The 20,922-nt window shown below is 66.2% G+C and carries 22 protein-coding genes; 9 read left to right on the top strand and 13 right to left on the bottom strand.

The genetic code is table 11. The annotated features are described in order from the left end of the window. Positions 1-225: 225 nt before the first annotated feature. The 5 genes from H977_RS0124450 (at position 226) to H977_RS0124430 (ending at position 3,118) form a co-directional block, all read left to right on the top strand. Positions 226-582 carry a hypothetical protein gene (locus tag H977_RS0124450; RefSeq protein ID WP_029110332.1) on the top strand — a complete coding sequence of 119 codons (357 nt, stop codon included), beginning with the start codon at positions 226-228 and terminating at the stop codon, positions 580-582. A gap of 56 nt (positions 583-638) precedes the next feature. After that, positions 639-971, top strand: a complete 333-nt coding sequence (locus H977_RS0124445) for a hypothetical protein (protein WP_036477067.1) — start codon at positions 639-641, stop codon at positions 969-971. Between the two features lie 95 nt (positions 972-1,066). After that, positions 1,067-1,456 (top strand): hypothetical protein, encoded by a 390-nt coding sequence (locus H977_RS0124440; RefSeq protein ID WP_029110330.1) that lies wholly within the window; start codon positions 1,067-1,069, stop codon positions 1,454-1,456. Between the two features lie 45 nt (positions 1,457-1,501). After that, a complete protein-coding gene (locus H977_RS35415; protein ID WP_155946808.1) occupies positions 1,502-1,666 on the top strand; it encodes a hypothetical protein in 165 nt (54 codons plus the stop codon). Beyond that, positions 1,667-3,118 (top strand): alpha,alpha-trehalose-phosphate synthase (UDP-forming), encoded by a 1,452-nt coding sequence (locus H977_RS0124430; RefSeq protein ID WP_029110329.1) that lies wholly within the window; start codon positions 1,667-1,669, stop codon positions 3,116-3,118. 103 nt (positions 3,119-3,221) lie between these two features. Here H977_RS0124430 and H977_RS0124425 read toward each other — a convergent pair whose 3' ends face one another. The 12 genes from H977_RS0124425 to H977_RS0124370 all read right to left on the bottom strand — a co-directional run bounded on the left by H977_RS0124425 (position 3,222) and on the right by H977_RS0124370 (position 15,069). Beyond that, positions 3,222-3,707: a hypothetical protein gene (locus tag H977_RS0124425; RefSeq protein WP_029110328.1), complete on the bottom strand. Its 486-nt coding sequence runs from the start codon at positions 3,705-3,707 to the stop codon at positions 3,222-3,224. Beyond that, complete coding sequence (locus tag H977_RS0124420; RefSeq protein ID WP_029110327.1) at positions 3,707-4,405, bottom strand: Rv1363c family protein; 699 nt, start codon at positions 4,403-4,405, stop codon at positions 3,707-3,709. Before H977_RS0124420 ends, H977_RS0124425 begins: the two co-directional genes overlap by 1 nt. Continuing rightward, entirely contained in the window at positions 4,405-6,105 is a 1,701-nt protein-coding gene (locus H977_RS0124415; RefSeq protein ID WP_029110326.1) for an MCE family protein, read from the bottom strand. Before H977_RS0124415 ends, H977_RS0124420 begins: the two co-directional genes overlap by 1 nt. Next, positions 6,106-7,302, bottom strand: a complete 1,197-nt coding sequence (locus tag H977_RS0124410) for an MCE family protein (protein ID WP_051289045.1) — start codon at positions 7,300-7,302, stop codon at positions 6,106-6,108. Next, a complete protein-coding gene (locus H977_RS0124405; protein ID WP_036477064.1) occupies positions 7,299-8,702 on the bottom strand; it encodes an MCE family protein in 1,404 nt (467 codons plus the stop codon). Before H977_RS0124405 ends, H977_RS0124410 begins: the two co-directional genes overlap by 4 nt. Continuing rightward, positions 8,699-9,757: a virulence factor Mce family protein gene (locus H977_RS0124400; RefSeq protein ID WP_029110323.1), complete on the bottom strand. Its 1,059-nt coding sequence runs from the start codon at positions 9,755-9,757 to the stop codon at positions 8,699-8,701. Before H977_RS0124400 ends, H977_RS0124405 begins: the two co-directional genes overlap by 4 nt. Further along, positions 9,750-10,796, bottom strand: coding sequence for an MCE family protein (locus H977_RS0124395; protein ID WP_029110322.1), 1,047 nt, complete (start codon positions 10,794-10,796; stop codon positions 9,750-9,752). Before H977_RS0124395 ends, H977_RS0124400 begins: the two co-directional genes overlap by 8 nt. After that, positions 10,796-12,001: an MCE family protein gene (locus tag H977_RS0124390; protein ID WP_029110321.1), complete on the bottom strand. Its 1,206-nt coding sequence runs from the start codon at positions 11,999-12,001 to the stop codon at positions 10,796-10,798. Before H977_RS0124390 ends, H977_RS0124395 begins: the two co-directional genes overlap by 1 nt. A 15-nt stretch (positions 12,002-12,016) precedes the next feature. Further along, positions 12,017-12,859: an ABC transporter permease gene (locus tag H977_RS0124385; protein WP_029110320.1), complete on the bottom strand. Its 843-nt coding sequence runs from the start codon at positions 12,857-12,859 to the stop codon at positions 12,017-12,019. Further along, positions 12,856-13,620, bottom strand: a complete 765-nt coding sequence (locus tag H977_RS0124380; RefSeq protein WP_003879810.1) for an MlaE family ABC transporter permease — start codon at positions 13,618-13,620, stop codon at positions 12,856-12,858. Before H977_RS0124380 ends, H977_RS0124385 begins: the two co-directional genes overlap by 4 nt. A gap of 270 nt (positions 13,621-13,890) precedes the next feature. Then, positions 13,891-14,811 (bottom strand): 3-oxoacyl-ACP reductase, encoded by a 921-nt coding sequence (locus H977_RS0124375; protein ID WP_029110319.1) that lies wholly within the window; start codon positions 14,809-14,811, stop codon positions 13,891-13,893. A 66-nt stretch (positions 14,812-14,877) separates the two neighbouring features. Continuing rightward, positions 14,878-15,069 carry a ferredoxin gene (locus tag H977_RS0124370; protein ID WP_029110318.1) on the bottom strand — a complete coding sequence of 64 codons (192 nt, stop codon included), beginning with the start codon at positions 15,067-15,069 and terminating at the stop codon, positions 14,878-14,880. Positions 15,070-15,234: 165 nt separating this feature from the next. Between H977_RS0124370 and H977_RS0124365 the strand changes: the two genes are divergently transcribed. From H977_RS0124365 to H977_RS0124350, 4 genes are all read left to right on the top strand, one after another. Next, positions 15,235-16,413 (top strand): acyl-CoA dehydrogenase family protein, encoded by a 1,179-nt coding sequence (locus H977_RS0124365; protein WP_029110317.1) that lies wholly within the window; start codon positions 15,235-15,237, stop codon positions 16,411-16,413. Positions 16,414-16,426: 13 nt separating this feature from the next. Further along, complete coding sequence (locus H977_RS0124360; RefSeq protein ID WP_029110316.1) at positions 16,427-17,524, top strand: acyl-CoA dehydrogenase family protein; 1,098 nt, start codon at positions 16,427-16,429, stop codon at positions 17,522-17,524. 2 nt (positions 17,525-17,526) lie between these two features. Continuing rightward, complete coding sequence (fadD17, locus tag H977_RS0124355) at positions 17,527-19,038, top strand: long-chain-fatty-acid--CoA ligase FadD17 (RefSeq protein WP_029110315.1); 1,512 nt, start codon at positions 17,527-17,529, stop codon at positions 19,036-19,038. 329 nt (positions 19,039-19,367) lie between these two features. Next, positions 19,368-20,342: an NAD-dependent epimerase/dehydratase family protein gene (locus H977_RS0124350; protein WP_029110314.1), complete on the top strand. Its 975-nt coding sequence runs from the start codon at positions 19,368-19,370 to the stop codon at positions 20,340-20,342. On the opposite strand, the gene H977_RS0124345 is transcribed toward H977_RS0124350, so the two are convergent. After that, entirely contained in the window at positions 20,328-20,900 is a 573-nt protein-coding gene (locus H977_RS0124345; protein WP_231396054.1) for a TetR/AcrR family transcriptional regulator, read from the bottom strand. The two genes, H977_RS0124350 and H977_RS0124345, sit on opposite strands and share 15 nt — an antisense overlap. Between the last annotated feature and the right edge of the window lie 22 nt (positions 20,901-20,922).

Genomic DNA, 20,922 nt, shown 5'->3' with positions numbered 1-20,922 from the left:
ACATTACGTGTATCACGTAACCCGGCTCACACCGGGACCACAGCTAATTCGCAGGTGCTTCACAGCGGAACGTTACCTCCGGCGCGGCCCGGATCATTCGCACAGCCATTTCCCCTTGTGGGAGGTAGTATGGCGATACGAGACGACACCACTCACGATCGTCCTCGGACCACCTTGGCCGGATGATGAGCAAACTTTTCGAAGGCCCAGAGAGAAAGCGTGACAATGGCTATCTCCCCGCTTGTCGCCCGTCGCTTCGCCGTCGCGGCCGGCATTGCCGCGGCCCTCGCCTCAGCCCCCGCTCTGGCGGTCCTCACGACGTCGTCTCACGCGGTCGCCTCCTGCCCCAACGGTGAGACCGAGGACACCTACACCGGAGTGTGCGTTCCCGACCTCGTGCCCAACTCGCCGGAGTTCAGCTCAGCCCCGAACCAGCTGCCCCAGATCGACGGGATCCCCTGCACGGGCGGCAATTCCGGCCAGTGCATCGGGCTGGCCGAGGAACAGCAGGCCGAGGGCCCGCAACCGGATCCGCAGTCGACCGTCGGAAACAGCCCGACCGTGCACGGTTCCATCGGCTGACACAGCCGTACCGCAGAGACCGCACAGTAAACCCTCAGCAGTCCTAGACTGCTGAGGTGAGATCACGTTTTGGAGCCGTCGTGCTGTCCGTCGTGGGCGCCGGCTGCGCGCTGTGGCTGAGCTCGCCGGTCGCTCAGGCGGCGTGCACGTCCGGCGAAGAAGAGGACGTCTACACCACTACGTGCACGCCCTTTCTGGTGCCGAATTCACCGTCACCGTTCACCGGCATCCCCGGCAACCCCGATCTGCCTGCGGTGGCGCTGCCGGGCGGAGGCGGAGCGATCCCGTGCACGGGCCACAATGCCGGCGAGTGCATCGGGTTGGCCGAGGAGGACGAGGCCGAAGGCCCTCAGCCCATTCCACGTTCGACCATCAGCGCCAGCCCGTAGAACTCCCAGCCAACTCGTAGATCTGATGCAGATCTCTCACAGCCTCCATACAATCCCTCCAACACAACAATCGAATACCTAGAGAAAGCGTGACGATGGCGACCTTCCCGATCTCGATGCGACGACTGATCTTTGCCGGCGGGTTTGCGGTCGCCGCCGCCACCGCGCCGGCGATCGCAGCCTTCGCCGTACCCATGTCCTCCGGCCCGGCGGTCGCCTGCCCGACGGGCGAGGAAGAAGATCTCTACACCGGCGTGTGTGTCCCGCACACCGTGCCGAACTCCCCCGGCGGATTCAGCAGCACTGCGGCCAACCCGGATCTGCCCTCGGTGAACGTGCCCGGCGGCGGTGGCTCCATCCCGTGCACCGGCGCCAACTCGGGCGAGTGCATCGGCCTGGCCGAGGAACAACAGGCCGAGGGCCCGCAGCCGGTGCCGGAGTCGACCGTCGGCAACAGCCCGACCGTGCACGGTTCCATCGGCTGATGGCGTGGGGCGACCGGGGCCGTCCCGGTCGCCTACAGTTGTGTCATGCCTGCGAAAACTGAGACCGCCGAGATCGACGACGTCGAGCCGCTCGCCGACAGCACCGCCAGTCAGGCCCGTCGCGTCGTCGCCACCTACGCCACCGACGCTGACGAGTGCCGGATGTTCCTTTCCATGCTCGGCATTGGGCCCTCGAAAACCGAGGCGTAAATGAGTCCGGAGGGCGGCCCGAAAGCCGCCTCCGGTAACTCCGACTTCGTCGTGGTGGCCAATCGGCTGCCCATCGACATGGAGCGGTTGCCGGATGGCAGCACAACCTGGAAGCGCAGCCCTGGCGGGCTGGTGACCGCGCTGGAGCCGCTGCTACGCAAACGCCGCGGCGCCTGGATCGGTTGGGCCGGTGTCCCCGACAGCGGCGAAGAGCCGATCCTCGAAGATGGCGTGCAGCTGTATCCGGTGGAGCTGTCCGCGCAGGACGTCGCGGACTACTACGAGGGGTTCTCGAACGCGACCCTGTGGCCGCTGTATCACGACCTCATCGTCAAACCGGTGTACCACCGCAAGTGGTGGGACAGCTACGTCGACGTGAACCGGCGTTTCGCCGAGGCCACGGCCCGCGCTGCCGCACCCGGGGCCACTGTCTGGGTTCAGGACTATCAGCTGCAGCTCGTCCCCAAGATGCTGCGCATGCTGCGACCCGACGTCACCATCGGTTTCTTCCTGCACATCCCGTTCCCGCCCGTCGAACTGTTCATGCAGATGCCGTGGCGCACCGAGATCGTCGAAGGCCTGCTGGGGGCAGATCTAGTCGGGTTCCACCTGGCCGGAGGCGCCCAGAACTTCCTGGTCTTGTCCCGCCGCCTGGTCGGCGCCAACACGTCGCGCGCCTCGATCGGCGTCCGCTCACGCTTCGGCGAGGTGTCCTACGGCTTCCGCACCGTCACAGTCGGTGCCTTCCCCATTTCGATCGACTCCGCCGATCTGGACGCGAAGGCACGCAACCGGGCGATTCGCCAACGCGCCCGGCAGATCCGCGCCGAGCTCGGCGACCCACGCAAGATCCTGCTCGGCGTCGACCGGCTCGACTACACCAAAGGCATCGACGTCCGCCTGCGTGCCTTCACCGAGCTGCTCGAAGAGGACCGGATCAAACGCGACGACACCGTGCTGGTCCAACTGGCGACACCGAGCCGCGAGCGGGTCGAGAGCTACATCGCGATGCGGGAGGACATCGAACGCCAGGTCGGTCACATCAACGGTGAATACGGTGAGGTCGGGCATCCGCTGGTGCACTATCTGCACCGGCCGGTGCCCCGTGACGAGCTCATCGCGTTCTTCGTCGCTGCCGACGTCATGCTGGTCACCCCGCTGCGCGACGGGATGAACCTGGTCGCCAAGGAGTATGTGGCCTGCCGCAGCGACCTCGGCGGAGCCCTGGTGCTGTCGGAGTTCACGGGGGCGGCGGCCGAGCTGCGCCAGGCCTACCTGACCAATCCGCATGATCTTGAGGGCGTCAAGGACGCGATCGAGGCCGCGCTGACGCAGAGCCCCGAGGAGGGCAAGCGGCGGATGCGTGCGCTACGACGCCAGGTGCTGGCGCATGATGTGGACCGCTGGGCCCGCGCGTTTCTGGACGCGTTGGCCAACGCGAATTCAGCTTGAGCGTTGGCTCAATCAGCCTGAGCGTTGGCCAACGCGAATTCGGCTTGAGCGTTGGCCAACGCGAATTCAGCTTGAGTGTTGGCTCAATCGGATTGAGTGTTGGCTAGATCGGGTTGATCGCGTTGATCAGCCAGTTCCCGCCGATCTTGCGGTAGTCGACGCGCAGCCGGCTGCCGTCGTAGAGCGGCTGGCGGGACTTGTCGGTCACCGTGCGGTTCATGTACACCAGCACCGATCCTGATTCACGCTCCGCGGCCATCACACCGACGCCGACGACGCTGATCTGGACCACCAGCTGACGCTTGCGTGCCTCGGGGATCACCTTGGCTGTGGCATCCTGCTCGAACTTCTGCCGGAAGTCGGGGGCCAGCAGCGGATAGGTTTCCGTCAAGCTGCGTTCGACGGTCTGATAGTCGTAGCCGAACACCTTAGGGATCTGATCGGCCGCCACGGCGGGCAACTCGGTCCGGGCTGCTTCCTGACCGCGTTGCGTCACGCGGTTCCAGTACAGCGAACCGCCGATCCCCGCTGCCGCGACGAACACCACGGCCAAGACACCGATCAGCAGGGCTGTGAGTTTAGAGCGCATCAGTTTCCACCGTCGGGGTACTTGAGGTCGTATCCGGTCATGTGCCCGTTGTCGTCCTCGTGCACGATCACCCGCAACCGGTAGGGCCTGGTCGGTGAGTTAACACCGTCCATGTCGGCGACCGTCACCCGGACCGCCACCAGCACTGACGCGTTTCCGGCGATGTCGTCCACCTTCTCCAGCGCGGCGCCGTTCACCACCGCTTCCGAGCTGGCTTGGGTGTCGCGGAACAGTGCCTTGAGGTTGTCGGCGTTGTTCCCCTGGCTCATCATGTCGCGCAGCGGGCCGCTCGTGCCGTCGATGAAGCGGCTCACGCTCTCGTCGATGGTGTCCTGCGTGTAGGTGAACATGTTGATCACGGTCTGTTTGCCGGTGTCGACAAAGCGTTCGTCGCGGGCCTGCAGAGCGTCGACACCACGTTGCTGATCGCGCATGACATAGGCCAGTGTCCCCAGCGCCGCGGCGCCCACGCCCAGCACCAGGACCGCTACCAGAGCCACCAGCTTTCGGTGAGGTTGCCGCCGGGGCGGCGCCTTCAGCGGTGCCGGTTTCGACGCTCTGGGCACCGTGGTCGTCGATGAATCGACCACCACGGCGGTTGTGGTCACCTCGTCGGCGGTCGCCGCCCGCGTCGGGCCGGCCGCCCTGGACGCGCGCCTACGCACCGGCCTCGGGTTCGAGGCCGTTTCTTCCGTCATCAAGCCTGCCTTGGATCCAGCATCAGGTCTACCCAGGTCTCCGCGGGATGCAGATTGTCGGCGCCGGCGGCGTACACGCCCGTGCCTCCGTCGGCGTCAGCGAAGACCCCACTGTGCTGATCGTAGGTGCCAGTCGTGGGAGCGCTGGCCAGAGGTGGTGCCTCGGCCGGCAACGGTGCATCCGGAGCCGGTGCGGGCGCTTCGGGTGCCGGTGGCGCGTCGGGTGCTCCCGGGGGCGTGCGGCCGTACGGCGGCACGATCTGGTCCGGCGGCGCGAAGTACGGCCACGGCGGCGGCGGGGTGCCCGGCTTGTTCGGCGGCACCGGCAGCGGGAACGGAGCGTGCGGTGCGGGACCCGGACCCGGCTCGACACCGGGCGGCAACTGCACCACAGGCGGCCCCGGGTCGGGATCGACCTGCGGCGGGATGTTGGGGAACTTGTTGGGCGGCAGGATGTTCCGCCCGTCCTCGATCGGCGTGCCGTACGGAACCGGCGGGCCACGCCACGGGTTGGAGCCCACCGGGATGTAGCCGTTGGGGTCGCGGCACAGCTGGATGGTGGGGGCGCGCTTGCCCGGGAACTCCTGGCACGGGTAGTTACGGGCGCCACGCACCACGGCCGGATCGTTCTGCGCGGTCTTGCAGTACATGTCGGTCGGCAGGTCCCGCAGGGTCAGATCGGCCGGGGAGCGGGTCTGGGTGGGCGGAAGGAAGCCCGTCAGACACGGCGGCGCATCGCCGAGGTCGACCTTGAAGTCGAGCTTGCCGCCCTCGTCGACGGGAACACCGCCTGCGACCGTGTTCAGCGCCGCCATCAGGGCCGGGAAGATCACCAGCGCCTGCTCGAGCGACTTGCTGTAGATCACGCCGATCCGGCCGAAGTTGGCCAGGTTGGCGGCCAGCACCGGGAAGGTCGGGCGGATACCGCTGAACGCGGTGTTGGCCGCCTCGGTGGCGCCGGGAACAGTCTTGAGGGTGGTGCGCAGCTGCGGGTCGGCCTTGTTCACCTCACCGGTGAACCGGGCGAGCCCATCGGCCAGCGACCGGATGTCGTCACCGCTGCGCATCTGCGCTTCGAGGAACGGCCCGGCCTGGTCGATCAGCTGGGTGGTCTCGCCGGAACTGGCGTTGGCCTCGTCGATCAGCAGGCGCGAGGACTCGATGAGCCGCGCCAGTTCGGGCCCGGATCCGTTGAACGCCTTGAACGTCTCGCGCAGCAGATCCTGCAAGCGGCTGTTTCCGATACTGCTGACCAGCGCGTCGGCCTCGTGCAGCATGCCCGCGATGTCCTGGCCGACCCGGGTGTTCTGCTGATCGATGGTCGCGCCGTTGCGCAGCTTGTCGGTGGACGGTGACTCCGGCGGGATCAGATCGATGTACTGCTCACCGACTGCCGAGACACTCTTGACCGTGGCGGTGACGTTGTCGGGAATCGCCGTGCTGCTGTTCAGCTGCATCCTGGCGACCACACCGTCGGGAGCCAGGCCCACCGAATCCACCCGGCCGATCGTCACACCGCGGTAGGTGACATTGGCGTTCTCGTAGATGCCGCCGCCGGCGACGAAGTTGGCGTTGACGTGGTAGGTGCCGATGCCCACGGCAGCAGGCAGATGCAGATAGAACAGCGAAATCGCACCGACGGTGAGGACGGTGACGACCCCGAAGATCATCAACTGCATGCGGGTCAGCCGGTCGATCATCTACGGCTTCTCCTCGTGCTGGGTGGCAGTTCCGGCGGGGATCTTGAACGGGTCGGCAGCCTGTCCGGACAGGTTGGCCATCTCCCCGGTCAGCCAGTCCGGCGGATTGATCACCTCGTCGAGGTGCTTCATGTTCGGGTCGAATCCGCCCGTGGTGAAAATCGACTCGCCGAACCGGCGCAGCGTCAGATCGAAGGTGACGAACACGTTGAGGTAGTCACCGCGGACCGCGTTGCGCAGGTACTTGTAGTGGAACGGGAAGGTCGGCAGGAACTCCAGGTCCTTGATGAAGTCGTCGGCGTTGTCGTTGAACGCCTTGATCACCGGGTACAGATCCTTGATGTCGGCCGCGAAATCGTCCTTGGTCTCGGACAGGATCCGCGAACCCACCTCGGCGAAACCGCGCAGCGCGGTGAACGCCTCGACCATGTTGGAGCGGTTCTCGTTGAGCACCTTGAGCGCGCCCGGCAGAGTGTCCAACGTGCGGCCCAGGTTGTCCTTGCTACGGGCCAGGATCGACGCGAAGCGGTTCAGCCCGTCGGCCGCGGCGATGATGTCGTTGGTCTGCTGGTCCAGCGATGCGGTCAGCTCGGCCAGGCGCGGGATCAACTCGGCGAAGCTTCCGGCCCGGCCGGCCACCGCCGCGTAGGCCTCGTCGGTGATGTCCTGCAGCGCACCGAGATTGCCCTTGTTCACCACCATGCCGAGCGAGGACAGCACCTCTTCGGTGGTCGGGTAGCGGCTGGTCTGCTTCAGCGAGATGTTGGAGCCCTCGCCCAGCCGTCCCTGTGCCGGTTCGTCGACCGGCTCGGACAGCTGGACGTGCTGAGAACCCAGCAGTGACGTCTGGGCAACGCGCGCAACGGCATTCGCCGGGAGCTTGACGTCACCGTCGATGGACAGCTGCACCGCCGCGTAGAAGGTGCCGTCCGGACGCTGCACGGCGTCCAGTCCGGACACACTGCCCACGGTGACGTCGTCGACCATCACCGGAGAGTTCTGCGGCAGGGTCGCCACATCGGGCAACTGCACGGTCACGTTGTAGGAGCCCGATCCGTGCCCGGCGGTGCCCGGCATGTTGAGCGAGTTCAGCCCACCGAACTGGCAGCCAGCCAGCAGCATCGCGCCACTGCCGATCGCCAGCGTGCGTCCGCCGAGCCGGGATGCCTTACCCCTCAATGCTTTACCCCTCGTCATCCGCCCGCTCCAGCCTCAGCAGGAGCAGGACCAGGCGCAGGTCCGGCTGCGGGCCCCGGCGCGGGGCCGACTCCTGTCCCGGGTGCGGGTGCGGGCGCATCCGGCGGCAGGATCAGCGAACTCAGCGTCGCGTCGTGCGGGATCTGCGGGGGCGTCACACCGGGGTTGTTCTGCCACTGCAGGTACGGCACCGGCGTCTCCGACTTGGCTTCGGTCTGGGGGGTGTCGTACTGGATCTGACCCTTGTAGGCGGTGATGCTGTTGACCGGGTGGAACAGCACCGGTGGGTAGTTCATCGTGATGCGGCGCAGTACCGGCCCCATCCGCTGCCTGCAGATCTCGGCGCGTTTGTAGTTGTCCGGGTTGGCGCCGATGTCGAAGGTGCCACCGCAGATGAACTGCGTCGGGTTCGCGAAGTTGGGCAGTGACAGCAGACCACCGACGGTGCCCTGGGCCGGGTTGTAGATGTTGTAGAAGTTCGCCAGGCCGTTCGGCGTGACGTGCAGGATCTGTTCGATGTCGTCGCTGTGATCGGTGAGGATCTGGGTGAAGTCGGCCAGCTTGCCGACCTGCGCGATCAGCGCGTCGTTGTTCTCGTTCAGGAAGCCACGGACATCGCCCAGCGCCTGGTTCAGCGTGCCCAGCGTCTGATCGAGACCGTTGGAGCTGTCGGCCAATACCTGCGACACCGAGGCCACGTGATTGGTGAACTGCACGATCTGTTCGTTGCTGTTGGACAACGCGTTGACGAGCACCTGCAGGTTCTTCACCGTGCCGAACAGGTCGGTGCGGGAATCGCCCAACCGGCCTGCGGTCTGGGACAGCTCACGCAAGGCGTTACGGAACGAGTCGCCGTTGCCGTCGAACGTGGTGGCCGCTTGATCGACGAACTGTGCGATCGGGCCCTGGACCGAGTTGGCCTGCGGCCCGAGCTGTGAACTGAGCTGCGTGAGTTGCTCTTTGACCTCGTCCCACTCCACGGGGACGCCGGTGCGGTCCAGCCTGATCGACGCGCCGTCGGCCATCACGTCGCCCTCGGTGTAGGCCGGTGTCAGCTGAATGAACCTGGCCGACACCAGGTTCGGCGAGAGGATCAACGCCTTCGCATCGGCGGGCACCTTGATGCCGCGGTCGAGGGTCATCTCGATCTTGACGTCCGAGGGCCGCGGCTCGATCGAGTCGATCGTGCCCACCGGCACACCGACGATCCGCACCTCGTCGCCGGGGTACAACCCGACGGCGTTGGTGAAGTACGCCGTGAGCTTGGGGCCGGTCCGCGACGGCCACACCTGGTAGACGCCGACGGCGAGGACGGCCAGCAGCAGAACAGCCAGCCCGATCCGCAGCCACCGGTTGCGACCGGACGACACCGAGTTTTCTCCTGGATCAGCTGCGGTCATGGCGATTTCGGCCTAACGATCGTGCGTTCGGAGATGTATCCACGCAGCATGTCGGCGAGGCTGTCGGGGAGCTTGCCCGGCTGGAAGTAGGTATCGAGCAGCACCTCGGACATCGACGCGGGCGGCAGGCCGTACAGGTTGATGTTGAAGCCGGGACCGTTGCCGACCACCTCGGCGAGTGTGGTCGCGTACGGCGGCAGCCGTCTCAGCGCCTCGCCGATGTGCTCCTTGCGCTCCAACAGGTTGTCCATGACCAGGTTGAGCTTTTCGAGCGCCGGCTTGAACTCCTTGCGGTTGTCCGCGACGAATCCCGAGAGCTGCCGGGACACATCGTCGATACCGGCGATCAGATTGCTCAGCGCCTGCCTGCGCTCGTCCAGCGCGGCGAACAACTGGTTGCCGTCGGTGACCAACTGGTTGACCTGCCCGGCCCGTGAGGCCAGCAGATCCGACACCCGCTTGGCGTGCGCCAGCAACCCCTCGAGGGCCTCGTCACGCTTGTTGATGCTGCGCGACAGGTTCGCCACACCGTCCAGCGCGCCGCGCAACTGCGGCGTGGCGTCGCGCAGTGTGTCGGTCAGCGTCTGCAGGGCCTGTTCGAACTTGGGTTTGTCCAACTCGGATACGTTCTGACCGAGATCCTGCAGGGCGGTGTTGAGGGTGTACGGAGTCGTGGTGCGCCCCAATGGGATCACCGTCGACGTCCCGCTGCCTTTCGGCGTGACCGAGAGCGACTTCTGTCCGAGCACGGTTTCGGTCTTGATCGCCACCAGTGACTGATCGCCGATCTTGACGTTGCGATCCACGGTGAAGCTGACCTTGGCGGTGTCCCCCGCCAGCGCCACTCCGGTGACCTTGCCGACTGCGATGCCGGAGACGTTCACATCGTTACCCGGGTCGATCCCGCCGGCATCGCTGAAATACGCCTCATACTTCTTGCCCTGGGGGAAGAAGGGAAGCCCGGTGTAGCCGAAGGACACCAGCACCACACATGCCACCAGAGCGATCCCGAAGATCCCGGTGCGTAGCGCTGTGTCGCCGTCGCGCTTAGCCATTCTCCGAACACCTCCCCTTGGACGGGTCCGGCGGGCCGCCGAACGGAATCAGAATGTCGCTGCCTGCCGGACCATTGACCTTCATCCGGATCGAGCAGTAGTAGATGTTGAAGAACGAGCCGTAGGCGCCGAGCCCGTTGAGCCGCAGGTAGTTCTCGGCAAGTGGCTCGATGACCTTGTTGACGTCGCCCTTGCGTTCGTCGAGGCGCTGCGCCAGCGGACGCGCGTTCTCGATGACGGCCTGCAGCGGGCGACGCGACTTCTCCAGCATGTCCGTCAGATCGTTCTCAGCCGAGGCCAGCGGTGCGATGGCGCCGGCGATGGGGTCGCGCCCCTCGGCCAGGCCGCTGACGAGCTTCTGCAGTTCGTCGACGCTGGAGTCGAACTGCGCGCCCTTCTCGTCCACCGTGCCCAGCACGGTGTTGAGGTTGGTGATCACGTCACCGATGAGCTGATCGCGGGCGGCCAGGTTCTGGGTGAATGCGCTGGTGCTGGTCAGCATGTTCGCCAGCGCTCCACCCTGGCCCTGCAGCATCTCGATCACGGCGTTGGAGATCTCGTTGACCTTGTTGCCGTCAAGGCCTTTCATCACCGGGCGCAGCCCGCCCAGCAGCGCGTCGAGATCCAGCGCCGGCTGGGTGTTCTGCTGCGGGATGGTCGCACCCGGGGGCAGCTTGCGCAGCTCCCCAGGGCCGGAGGTGATCTCCAGATACCGGTCGCCGACCAGGTTTTCGTAACGCACCTTGGCCTGGCTGGACGTGTAGATCTGGTAGCGCTTGTTGACGTCGAACTTCACGTCGACGGTGTTGTCCGGGTTGAGCTTGACCTCGTTGACCGTGCCGACCGGCACACCGGCGATGCGGACGTCCTGGCCCGCCTTCAGCCGCGAGGCCTGGCTGAACGTGGCGTGATAGCCGTTCTCCGAGGCGAACCGGAATTCGCCGAACACCACGACCAGCATCGCCGCCACCAACAGCATCGCGATGGTGAAGATGCTGACTTTGAGCATGGTCCGGTCAGGACGTGCACCCGCGGCCATCAGAACCGATCCCTTTCCGCGAACGCGCCGTTGAACAGGAACTGCAGTGTCGCCGGGGCGTCGAACTGCACCTCGGTGTTCGGCTGGAACGGCACATAGGCGTTGTCGGTCACCAGGAACGGCGCGTGGTACCAGCTACCGCCGAACTGCTTGGACGGGATGTCCGGCAAGCCACGGCAGTTGGGACCACCTGAGGCGTTCACGATCGGCAGGCTCTCCGGGTACGTGTACGCCGGAGCGCCGGGCAGGAAGTTCGACGACACGAACAGACCGGGCCGGATACCACCGATGATCGGCGCGAAACGGTCGACACCGATCGACACACCCTTCAACACGCAGCCGAACTCCGGTGAGTAGTCGCTGGCCACCTTCAGCGGGGCGCGCAGTCGCTGGATCGCGGCGATGTAGTCGTCGGCAGCGGGCTGCAGCGTCGCGGTGCCGTTGTTGGCCAATCCGGTCGCGGCCAGCAGCGTGGCGTTGAGGTTGGTCTTCTCGTCGACGATCGTCTTGTTCAGGGCGGGCACGTTGTCGACGATGCTGGCCACGTCGGGCCCGGCGTCGCCGTAGATGTTGGCGACGGCGGCGGCCTTGGCGAAGTCGTCCTGCAGGGTCGGCAGTTTTGGATTGATCTGTGCCAGATAACCGTTGAGGCCCGAGATGGCCGCACCGAGATCGTCCCCGTGGCCACGCAGGCCTTCGCCGAGAGCGGTCAGCGTGGCGTTCAGGCTGACCGGGTCGATCTTGTTGAGCACATCCGACAGCGTCTGGAACAGAGTGTTGACCTCGAGCTGCACGTCCTTGGCAGCGACGGTGCTACCCGGGCGCAGCGATGTCGGCTGCGGCTGTGCGGGTGGCAGGAACTCCACCGACTTCGCACCGAAGATGGTGTTGCCCGCGATCCGCACGGTGGCGTTGGACGGGATGTAGCGCATCTCGCCGCGCTTGATGGACAGCGTCAGCTTCGCCTCTTTGCCGGCGTAGGCGATGTCGGTGACCTTGCCGATCTGGATGCCCCGGTACTTCACCTTGGCGTCGCGCTCCATCACCAGGCCGGCCCGCGGCGCGGTGAGGCTGACGGTGTCGGTCGGTGTGAAGGCAGCTGTGTAGGACAGGTAGGTGAATATCACGGCGGCGGCCACGATCGCCGCCAGGATCGCGGCGGCGATCCTGACATGGCGACGGTGTTTGGAGCTTGCCTCTGTCATAGAAATTCCCGCCACCTAACCGGAAAGGTTGAAGTTGCCGGACGCGCCGTAGACGGCCAGGGAGATGAACAGGGTGATGGTGACGACGACGATCAGCGAGGTGCGCACGGCCTGACCGACCGCGATGCCCACGCCCACCGGGCCGCCGGAGGCGTTGTAGCCGTAGTAGGTGTGCACCAGCATCACCGCGATGGCCATCACGATTGCCTGCAGGAACGACCACAGCAGGTCACTCGGTATCAGGAAGGTATTGAAGTAGTGGTCGTACAGGCCCGCCGACTGTCCGTTGATGAACACCGTGGTGAACCGGGCGGCGAAGAACGCGGCCAGCACCGACAGTGAGTACAGCGGCACGATCGCGATCAGGCCGGCGAGCAGTCGGGTGGACACGAGATAGGACACGGCGTGGACCGCCATCGCTTCGACGGCGTCGATCTCCTCGGCCACCCGCATGGCACCCAGCTGCGCGGTGGCGCCCGCACCGATCGTGGCGGCCAGCGCGATACCTGCGATCACCGGCGCGACGATGCGCACGTTGAGGAACGCCGACAGGAAGCCGGTCAGGGCCTCGATGCCGATGTTACCGAGCGACGAATAACCCTGGACCGCGATCACACCGCCGGAGGCCAGGGTGAGGAACGCCGCGACGCCGACGGTGCCACCGATCATCACCAGGGCGCCGGCGCCCATGGTCATCTCGGCTACCAGCCGGATGGTCTCCTTGCGGTAGCGGTTGATCGCGTTGGGCAGGTACCGCATGGTCTCGCCGTAGAACAGTGCCTGTTCGCCGACGGTGTCGACGACCTTGGGCACGCCGCGGAAGAGGCGGCGGAAGCGGAGTGTCGCGTCATAACTCATCGGACAAGCACCCGCACGCCGATTGCCGTCATGATCACGTTGATCACGAACAGACAGATGAAGGCGTAGACCACCGTTTCGTTCACTGCGTTACCGACACCCTTCGGGCCTCCCTTTACCGTCAGGCCGCGGTAGCACCCGACCAGGCCTGCCACCACACCGAACAGCAGTGCCTTGATCTCTGCCAGCACGAGCTCGCCGAGACCGGTCAGCACGGTGAGGCCGTTGATGAACGAACCCGGGTTCACCCCCTGGAGGAACACCGAGAACACATAGCCACCGGCCAGACCGATGGCGCACACCAGACCGTTGAGCAGAAGCGCGACGAAGGTCGAGGCCAGCACGCGGGGAACGACCAGACGCTGGATCGGATCGATGCCCAATACCCGCATGGCGTCGATCTCTTCGCGGATGGTGCGGGCCCCGAGGTCGGCGCAGATGGCGGTCGCGCCCGCGCCGGCGACGACCAGCACGGTCACCACCGGGCCCAGCTGTGTGATGGTGCCGAAGGCGGTGCCTGCACCGGACAGGTCGGCGGCACCGATCTCGCGAAGGAGGATGTTGAGCGTGAACGCGACCAGAACCGTGAACGGAATGGCGACCAACAGCGTCGGCACCAGCGAGACCCGCGCGATCATCCACGTCTGATCAAGGAACTCCTTGAACTGGAACGGTCGACGGAACATCTTGGCGAAGGTGTCCAAGGACATCTCGACGAAGCCGCCCACGGCCCGGGCCGGAACCGCAAGCTGTTCGATCAACCTGGGCTCCGTTCTCGGGGTACTCGGGCGGGGGAATTTCGCGGAAACTCGCGTTAGCGAAAGCTTGACGACCACGTGTCGTGGTCGCTCTCCCACCCCTTGGTCTTACGGTGCTCTTAGTGAGCCGGATCATACTAACTAGAACATGTTCGCACTGTCAAAGAATTCAAAATGCTGATGTCGGACGCTATTTTCGCTGTTCAGAGCGTACCGAGCCGAACTCGGATTGGAACACGTTCTACTACTGTCGAGCGACGGTCAACGAGACCGTCAGTCTCGTGAATCCATCAGCTCAGTGGCCGAGAATCCACGCCCCAGGTCACGATCAGCAAAGTAATCGTGCAGTGCCCCGCTGAGGTCGGCCGGATTCCAGGCGTCGGAGTCCGCAGTAAAATGCTTCTCCGCCGTAGGCGGCGCGACCAACGTGACAGTTGGACCATAGACGATGAACAGCTGCGCGTTGACAGCTTCGGACGCGGGCGCGGCGAGGAATCGGACAAGCGTGACGACGTGGTCGGTCGACAGCGGATCGACCTGTCCGTCGGCGGTGTCGGGCGCGTCGCCGAACACGCCTGCGGTCATGGCCGTGCGGGCCCGCGGAGCGATCGCGTTGGCCCGTACCCCGAAGCGCTCGAGGGCCCGGGCCGCCGACACCGTCAGCGCGGTGATACCCGCCTTGGCGGCGCCGTAGTTGGGCTGGCCGACGGGGCCCGACAGTCCGGCCTCCGACGAGGTGTTGATGATCCGGCCGTAGACCGTCCCATCCCCCGCCTTGGCCTTGTTGCGCCAGTAGACGGCAGCGTTCCGGGTCAAGAGGAAGTGGCCGCGCAGATGCACCGCGATGACGGCGTCCCACTCCTCGTCGCTCATGTTGAACAGGATCCGGTCGCGCGTGATGCCCGCGTTGTTGACCACGATGTCCAGGCCGCCGAGGCCGTCGGCGGTGGCGACCAGCTCGTCGGCGGTCGAGCGCGCGCTGATGTCCCCGGCGACCGCGACGCCCTTGGAGCCGGCAGCCGCGATCTCGTCGATGACGTCAGAGGCGTCCAGCGCACCTGCCATGTCGTTGACCACCACGGTGGCCCCGGCCTTGGCCAGGCCGATGGCTTCGGCGCGGCCCAGGCCTGCCGCCGCACCGGTGACCACGGCCACCTTCCCGGACAGATCGATCTGGGCGTCGTCGGTTGTCATTTCGCTCCTCGCGTGCGCTTCATCGTTTCCGCGCCTCGCGTGCGCGGGACATTTTTATGAATGCCTCTAGTCTTTTCGGATCAGGGCTGCCCGGGGGCATTCGGCGACGGACTGCTCGGCCAGATCCTCCTGGCCGGCAGGCACTGGATCGGCCTTGACCACGGCGTAGTCGTCGTCATCAAGATCGAACAAATCGGGGGCAATACCCACGCAGACCGCATTACCTTCACAGCGATCACGGTCAACTTCTACTCGCATGGCGACCTCCTCACGACGTGTGCGCGCACGGGGCTGCGGGCGCGCAGCCACAGAATACGACCACACCTGACGGATACCAGTCCGACACCGGCCTGGATCCTAAGACTAGAACGTGTTACAACCAGGTGAGAACTCAGGTCTACCAAGCAGTGAGGATGCAGCGCAATGCGGATCGGTTACACCCCCGAGCAGGAGGAGCTGCGCCGCGAGTTGCGCGCGTACTTCTCCAAGTTGATGACGCCCGAACGGGTCGAGGCACTCAGCTCCTCCGAAGGCGAGATGGGACGTGGCAACGTCTACCGCGAAACCGTCGCGCAGATGGGTAAGGACGGCTGGCTGACCCTGAGCTGGCCCAAGGAGTTCGGCGGCCAGGAACGCCCGCCGATGGACGGACTGATCTTCACCGACGAGGCCGCGATCGCAGGCGCCCCGGTGCCGTTCCTGACCATCAACAGCGTCGCGCCGACGATCATGCACTTCGGCACCGAGGAGCAGAAGAAGTTCTTCCTGCCCAAGATCGCCGCGGGCGAGCTGCACTTCGCGATCGGCTACTCCGAGCCGGGTGCGGGCACCGACCTGGCCGCCCTGCGCACCACGGCCGTGCGCGACGGCGACGATTATGTGGTCAACGGGCAGAAGATGTGGACGTCGCTGATCGCGTACGCCGACTATGTGTGGCTGGCCGTCCGCACCAACCCCGAGGCCAAGAAGCACCGCGGCATCTCGATGCTGATCATGCCGACAACGGCCGAGGGCTTCTCGTGGACTCCGGTACACACCATGTCGGGCGTGGATACCAGCGCCACCTACTACCAGGACGTGCGCATCCCTGCCACCAACCTGGTGGGTGAGGAGAACGCGGGCTGGAAGCTGGTGACCAACCAGCTCAACCACGAGCGGGTCGCGCTCGTGTCGTCGCAGCCGATCTACGTCGCGCTGGACGGAGTCCGCGAGTGGGCGCAGAACACCAAGGACGTTCACGGCAAGCGGCTCATCGACTCCGAGTGGGTGCAGCTCAACCTGGCCCGGGTGCATGCCAAGGCCGAGGTGCTCAAACTGATCAACTGGGAATTGGCCTCCGCGGACGGCGCACCTTCTCCGGCGGATGCGTCGGCGGCCAAGGTGTACGGCACGGAATTGGCCACCGAGGCCTACCGCCTGCTGATGGAGGTGCTGGGCACCGCGGCGACGCTGCGCCCGGACAGCAGGGGTGCGCTGCTGCGTGGCCGCATCGAGCGGTTCCATCGGTCGGCGCTGATCCTGACCTTCGGCGGCGGCACCAATGAGATTCAGCGTGACATCATCGGCATGGTCGCGCTCGGCCTGCCCCGAGTGAACCGGTAAGGACGGCACACCAATGGATTTCAAGACAACGGAAGAGGCCGCCGACCTGGGCGGCCTGGTGCGCACGATCACCGAATCCGTGTGCACGCCAGAACGTCAGCGCGAGCTCGACGGGCTCGAGCAACGCTTCGACGCCAATCTGTGGGCCAAGTTGATCGAGGCCGACGTGCTGTCGGCCGCGGCTCCCGAGTCGGTGGGCGGCGGTGGTCTGGGCGTGCTCGAGCAGGCCGCCGTGCTGACCGCGCTGGGCCGCCAGCTGTCCGCCGTGCCCTACCTCGATTCGGTGGTGCTGGGAGCCGGTGCGCTGGCCGCGTTCGGCTCCGAGAAACTGCGCACCGAGTGGGCGGCGCCTGCCGTGGCCGGCGACAAGATCCTGGCCGTGGCGTTGGACGGCGAGATGGGTCAGGGGCCGGTCCAGGCTCAGACCGACGGTGCGGCATACAAACTCACGGGCAGTCGCACCCAGGTCAACTACGGACCGATCGCCGACGCATTCCTGGTTCCGGCCGAAACCGATTCGGGGACCGTGGTTTTCCTGGTTTCCGGCGATGATCCGGGCGTGACGGTCAGTGTGCTGAGCACCACCGGCAAGGGCAGCGTCGCTCATCTTGAGCTGGAGGGCACCACGGTGGACGCCGCCCGCGTCGTCGGGGGCGCCGAAGTCGCGGCCTGGCTGACCACGCATTCGGCATTGGGCCGCAGCGCCTTCCAGCTCGGTGTGCTGGAGCGGGCACTGGAGCTCACCTCTGAATACGCCCGCGAGCGCGAGCAGTTCGACCGGCCGATCGGCAGCTTCCAGGCCGTCTCGTCGCGACTTGCCGACGGTTACATCGACGTCAAGGGCCTGCGCCTGACGTTGACCCAGGCGGCCTGGCGGTTGTCCGAGGACCTGCCCGCCGACATCGATGTCGCCAGTGCGGCGTTCTGGGCGGCCGAGGCCGGCCATCGCGTCGCGCACACCGCCGTCCACGTGCACGGCGGCGTCGGCATCGACATGGACCACCCGGTGCACCGGTACTTCCTGGCCGCCAAGCAGACCGAGTTCGCTGTCGGCGGGGCGACAGGGCAGCTGCTGCGCATCGGCCGCGAACTCGCCGACACCCCGGTCTAGGGATGGGGGGTCCAACCGTCAACCCGACCGTCACCGAGCTGCTGGTCCCGCTGGTCGAGGTCACCGACCGTGGCCTCTACCAAGAGGATTCGTTCGTCAGCTGGGCCGACCACATCGCCGCCGGTGCCCAATTGGCCGCGGCGCTGAGGAAACGGCTGGACCCCTCCAAACCCCCGCATGTCGGGGCGCTACTCGGCAACACCACGTTTTTCTCCAGCCTGCTGGTGGCCGCCGGGCTGAGCGGGCTGGTGCCCGTCGGGCTCAACCAGACCCGCCGCGGCGAGGCACTGGCCCGCGACATCGCCAAGGCCGACTGCCAGCTGGTACTGGCCGACTCGTCGGTCGCGGTGCCGCCAGGGGTCGACTACATCGATGTCGAATCTGCCGACTGGGCAGCGGAACTCGCGTCGTATCGGGACACCCCGGTGACATTCGCCGACCTTTCGGCGGATGACCTGTTCATGCTCATCTTCACCTCGGGAACCAGCGGTGATCCCAAGGCCGTGCGGGTGACCCACGACAAGGTGGCGTTCCCGGGGCGGATGCTGGCCGACCGCTTCGGGCTGGGTCCGGCCGACACGGTCTACCTGTCGATGCCGCTGTTCCACTCCAACGCGATCATGGCGGGCTGGGCCGTCGCGGTCGCAGCCGGCGCGTCGATCGCGTTGCGCCGCAGGTTCTCCGCGTCCGGGTTCATGCCCGATATCCGGCGTTTCGGCGCCACGTACGCCAACTATGTCGGTAAGCCGTTGTCCTACATCCTGGCCACCGAACCTGCACCCGATGATACCGACAACCCGTTGCGGATCCTCTACGGCAACGAGGGTTCTCCGCGGGACCTGAGCCGGTTCGCCGAACGGTTCGGCGTGACGGTGGTGGACGGGTTCGGGTCCACCGAGGGCGGTGTCGCGATCGCCCGCACCCCCGATACCCCCGAAGGTGCGCTCGGGCCGCTCACCGACCAGGTCACCATCGTCGATGTCGAGACTGGTGAACCGTGCCCGCCCGGCGTGGTCGGCGAATTGGTGAACCCGACCGGCGCCGGCTGGTTCCGCGGCTACTACAACGATCCCGACGCCGAGGCGGTCCGCATGGCCGGCGGCGTCTACCACACCGGCGATCTGGCTTACCTCGACGAGGACGGCTACGCGCACTTCGCCGGGCGCCTCGGCGACTGGATGCGGGTCGACGGCGAGAACCTGGGTACCGCACCTATCGAACGAATCCTGTTGCGCCACCCTGATGTTGCCGAGGTAGCGGTGTATCCGATACCGGATCCCCACGTCGGCGATCAGGTGATGGCCGCGCTGGTATTGGGCGGCGATGCGTCGTTCGATGTCCAGAAGTTCCGGGCCTTCCTGGCCGAGCAGTCCGATCTGGGACCCAAGCAGTGGCCGTCCTATGTGCGGGTCGGCGCGGCGTTGCCGCGCACCGAGACGTTCAAGGTGATCAAGCGGCAGTTGTCGGCCGAGGGTACGGAGTGCGCCGACCCGGTCTGGCCCATCTCCCGCTAGCCTTCTTCGCGCTGTCACCCGGCCTCGAAGTTTCACGTGCCCCGCATTGCAGCGACACTGTCGCTCCGGTTTCGGGGAAGCGGATATGACGGGAGCGCCAACACTATTCATCTGGGATGCACGATTCGCGCCAGTAACGTCACGGCGGCCTGAAGCGCATTTTTCCGCCGTAGCGTTACTGGCGCGGTCGTGCTGGATTACGAGACTGCGATCGGAGTGGGCAGCCACACCCGTGACCGCAATCCTCGCCGCAAACACCTCGAAGCACCCGACCGGTCGTACCGCCACCCTTTTCGATACCATTGGCATCGAAATAAGGGAGGCGCAGCATGCACATCGCAGTGACCGGGGGCACCGGCTATCTCGGGGCCCACACCGTGCGGAGGCTGCTGGCCGCCGGCCATCGCATCCGTCTGCTCGTCGCACCGGGCTGCGGTGCCGACGAGGTGATCGGCCGCCTTGACGCGCTCGGCGAGATGTCCGTGCTCGAGGGCGATATCCGTGACGGTGACACTGTCGCAAAGCTGCTGTCCGGATGCGACGCCCTGATCCACGCCGCGGGCATCGTCGGCACCGATCGCCGGCGCGAGAAGCTGATGTGGGAGATCAACGCCCACGCAGCAGAATCGGTGCTGAACCGCGCCGTCGAGGCGGGACTCGATCCGATCGTCTCGGTCAGCAGCTACAGCTCGTTGTTCCCGCCGCCCAACGGGGTGATCTCCGCCGACACTCCCCCGGCGCCGGGCCGCAGCCCCTACGCCCAGACCAAGGCGTATGCCGATCGGGTGGCCCGAAGGCTGCAGGATGCCGGAGCCCCGGTTGTGGTCACCTATCCATCGAGCGTGGTGGGTCCGGCCTACTTCACCGCTGCCGGGGTCACCGAGCGCGGTTGGGCCCCGATCGCCAAAGCCGGTCTGGCTCCGCGGATGACCGGTGGCATGCAGATGATCGACGTGCGCGACGTCGCGCTGGTGCACGAGCGGCTGATGGCCCCCGGCCGCGGGCCCAAGCGGTATGTCTGCGGCGGCGTGATGGTGTCGTTCAACGAGATGATCGATGTGCTGGAACAGGGCTCGGGACGCAAGATCCGCCGAATCCCCTTGTCTGCGGCGGCCTTCCGTGGCATCGGCTGGTGCTCGGATCTGCTCGGCGGGGTACTGCCACTGGGAGACGGGATCAGCCACGAGGCCGCGATGCTGCTCACAGCCGCCACCCCGACCGACGACCAGAGCACCCTCGCCGATCTCGGTATCGCGGCGTGGCGTTCGCCGCAGGACGCCATGCTGGCGTCATTCGCCAGGTGACACACCCAGGGCCTGGCTGAGCAGCCGCACCAGCTGCTGCTGCAGTTCGGGCGAATCGTCGTCGGTCGCCACCGTGGTGGTGAACAGCGCCGCACCCGCCGCCATGGACAGCACAGCCTTCGCGTCAGATTCCGATCCGTATCCCCTGGCGGCGAACATCTCGATCGCCGGCCCGCTGAACCCGTTCCACAGCGCCTTGCGCAACGCAGCATTTTCGCGCAGCGCCAGCAGCAGCCCGGGCACCGCCTCACTCACATCAGGGCGGCTGAACAACTGGTGACTGCCGCGTACCACCCAGTCGATCCAGCCGGCCAGGTCGGTGCCGGAAAACGGTGACATATCGGGTGATTCGCCGAGTATCGCGTGTAGCACCAAATCGGCCTTGGACGCCCAGCGCCGGTTCAGGCTGGACCTGCCCACCCCGGAGCGCGCCGCGACCAGCCGCACGCTGAGGTCATCCCAGCCGACCTCGACCAGCAGCTCACGCGTGGCCGCGAGCACCCGCTCGTCGATCGACGTGTCGCGTGGTCGCCCGGCCATCACCCGATTCAACCGCATGCCGGCAGGGGTAGCGTCGGCG

It is taken from the genome of Mycobacterium sp. URHD0025 (assembly GCF_000426065.1).
Taxonomy (GTDB): domain Bacteria; phylum Actinomycetota; class Actinomycetes; order Mycobacteriales; family Mycobacteriaceae; genus Mycobacterium.
This window is presented reverse-complemented; position numbering and strand designations above follow the sequence as displayed.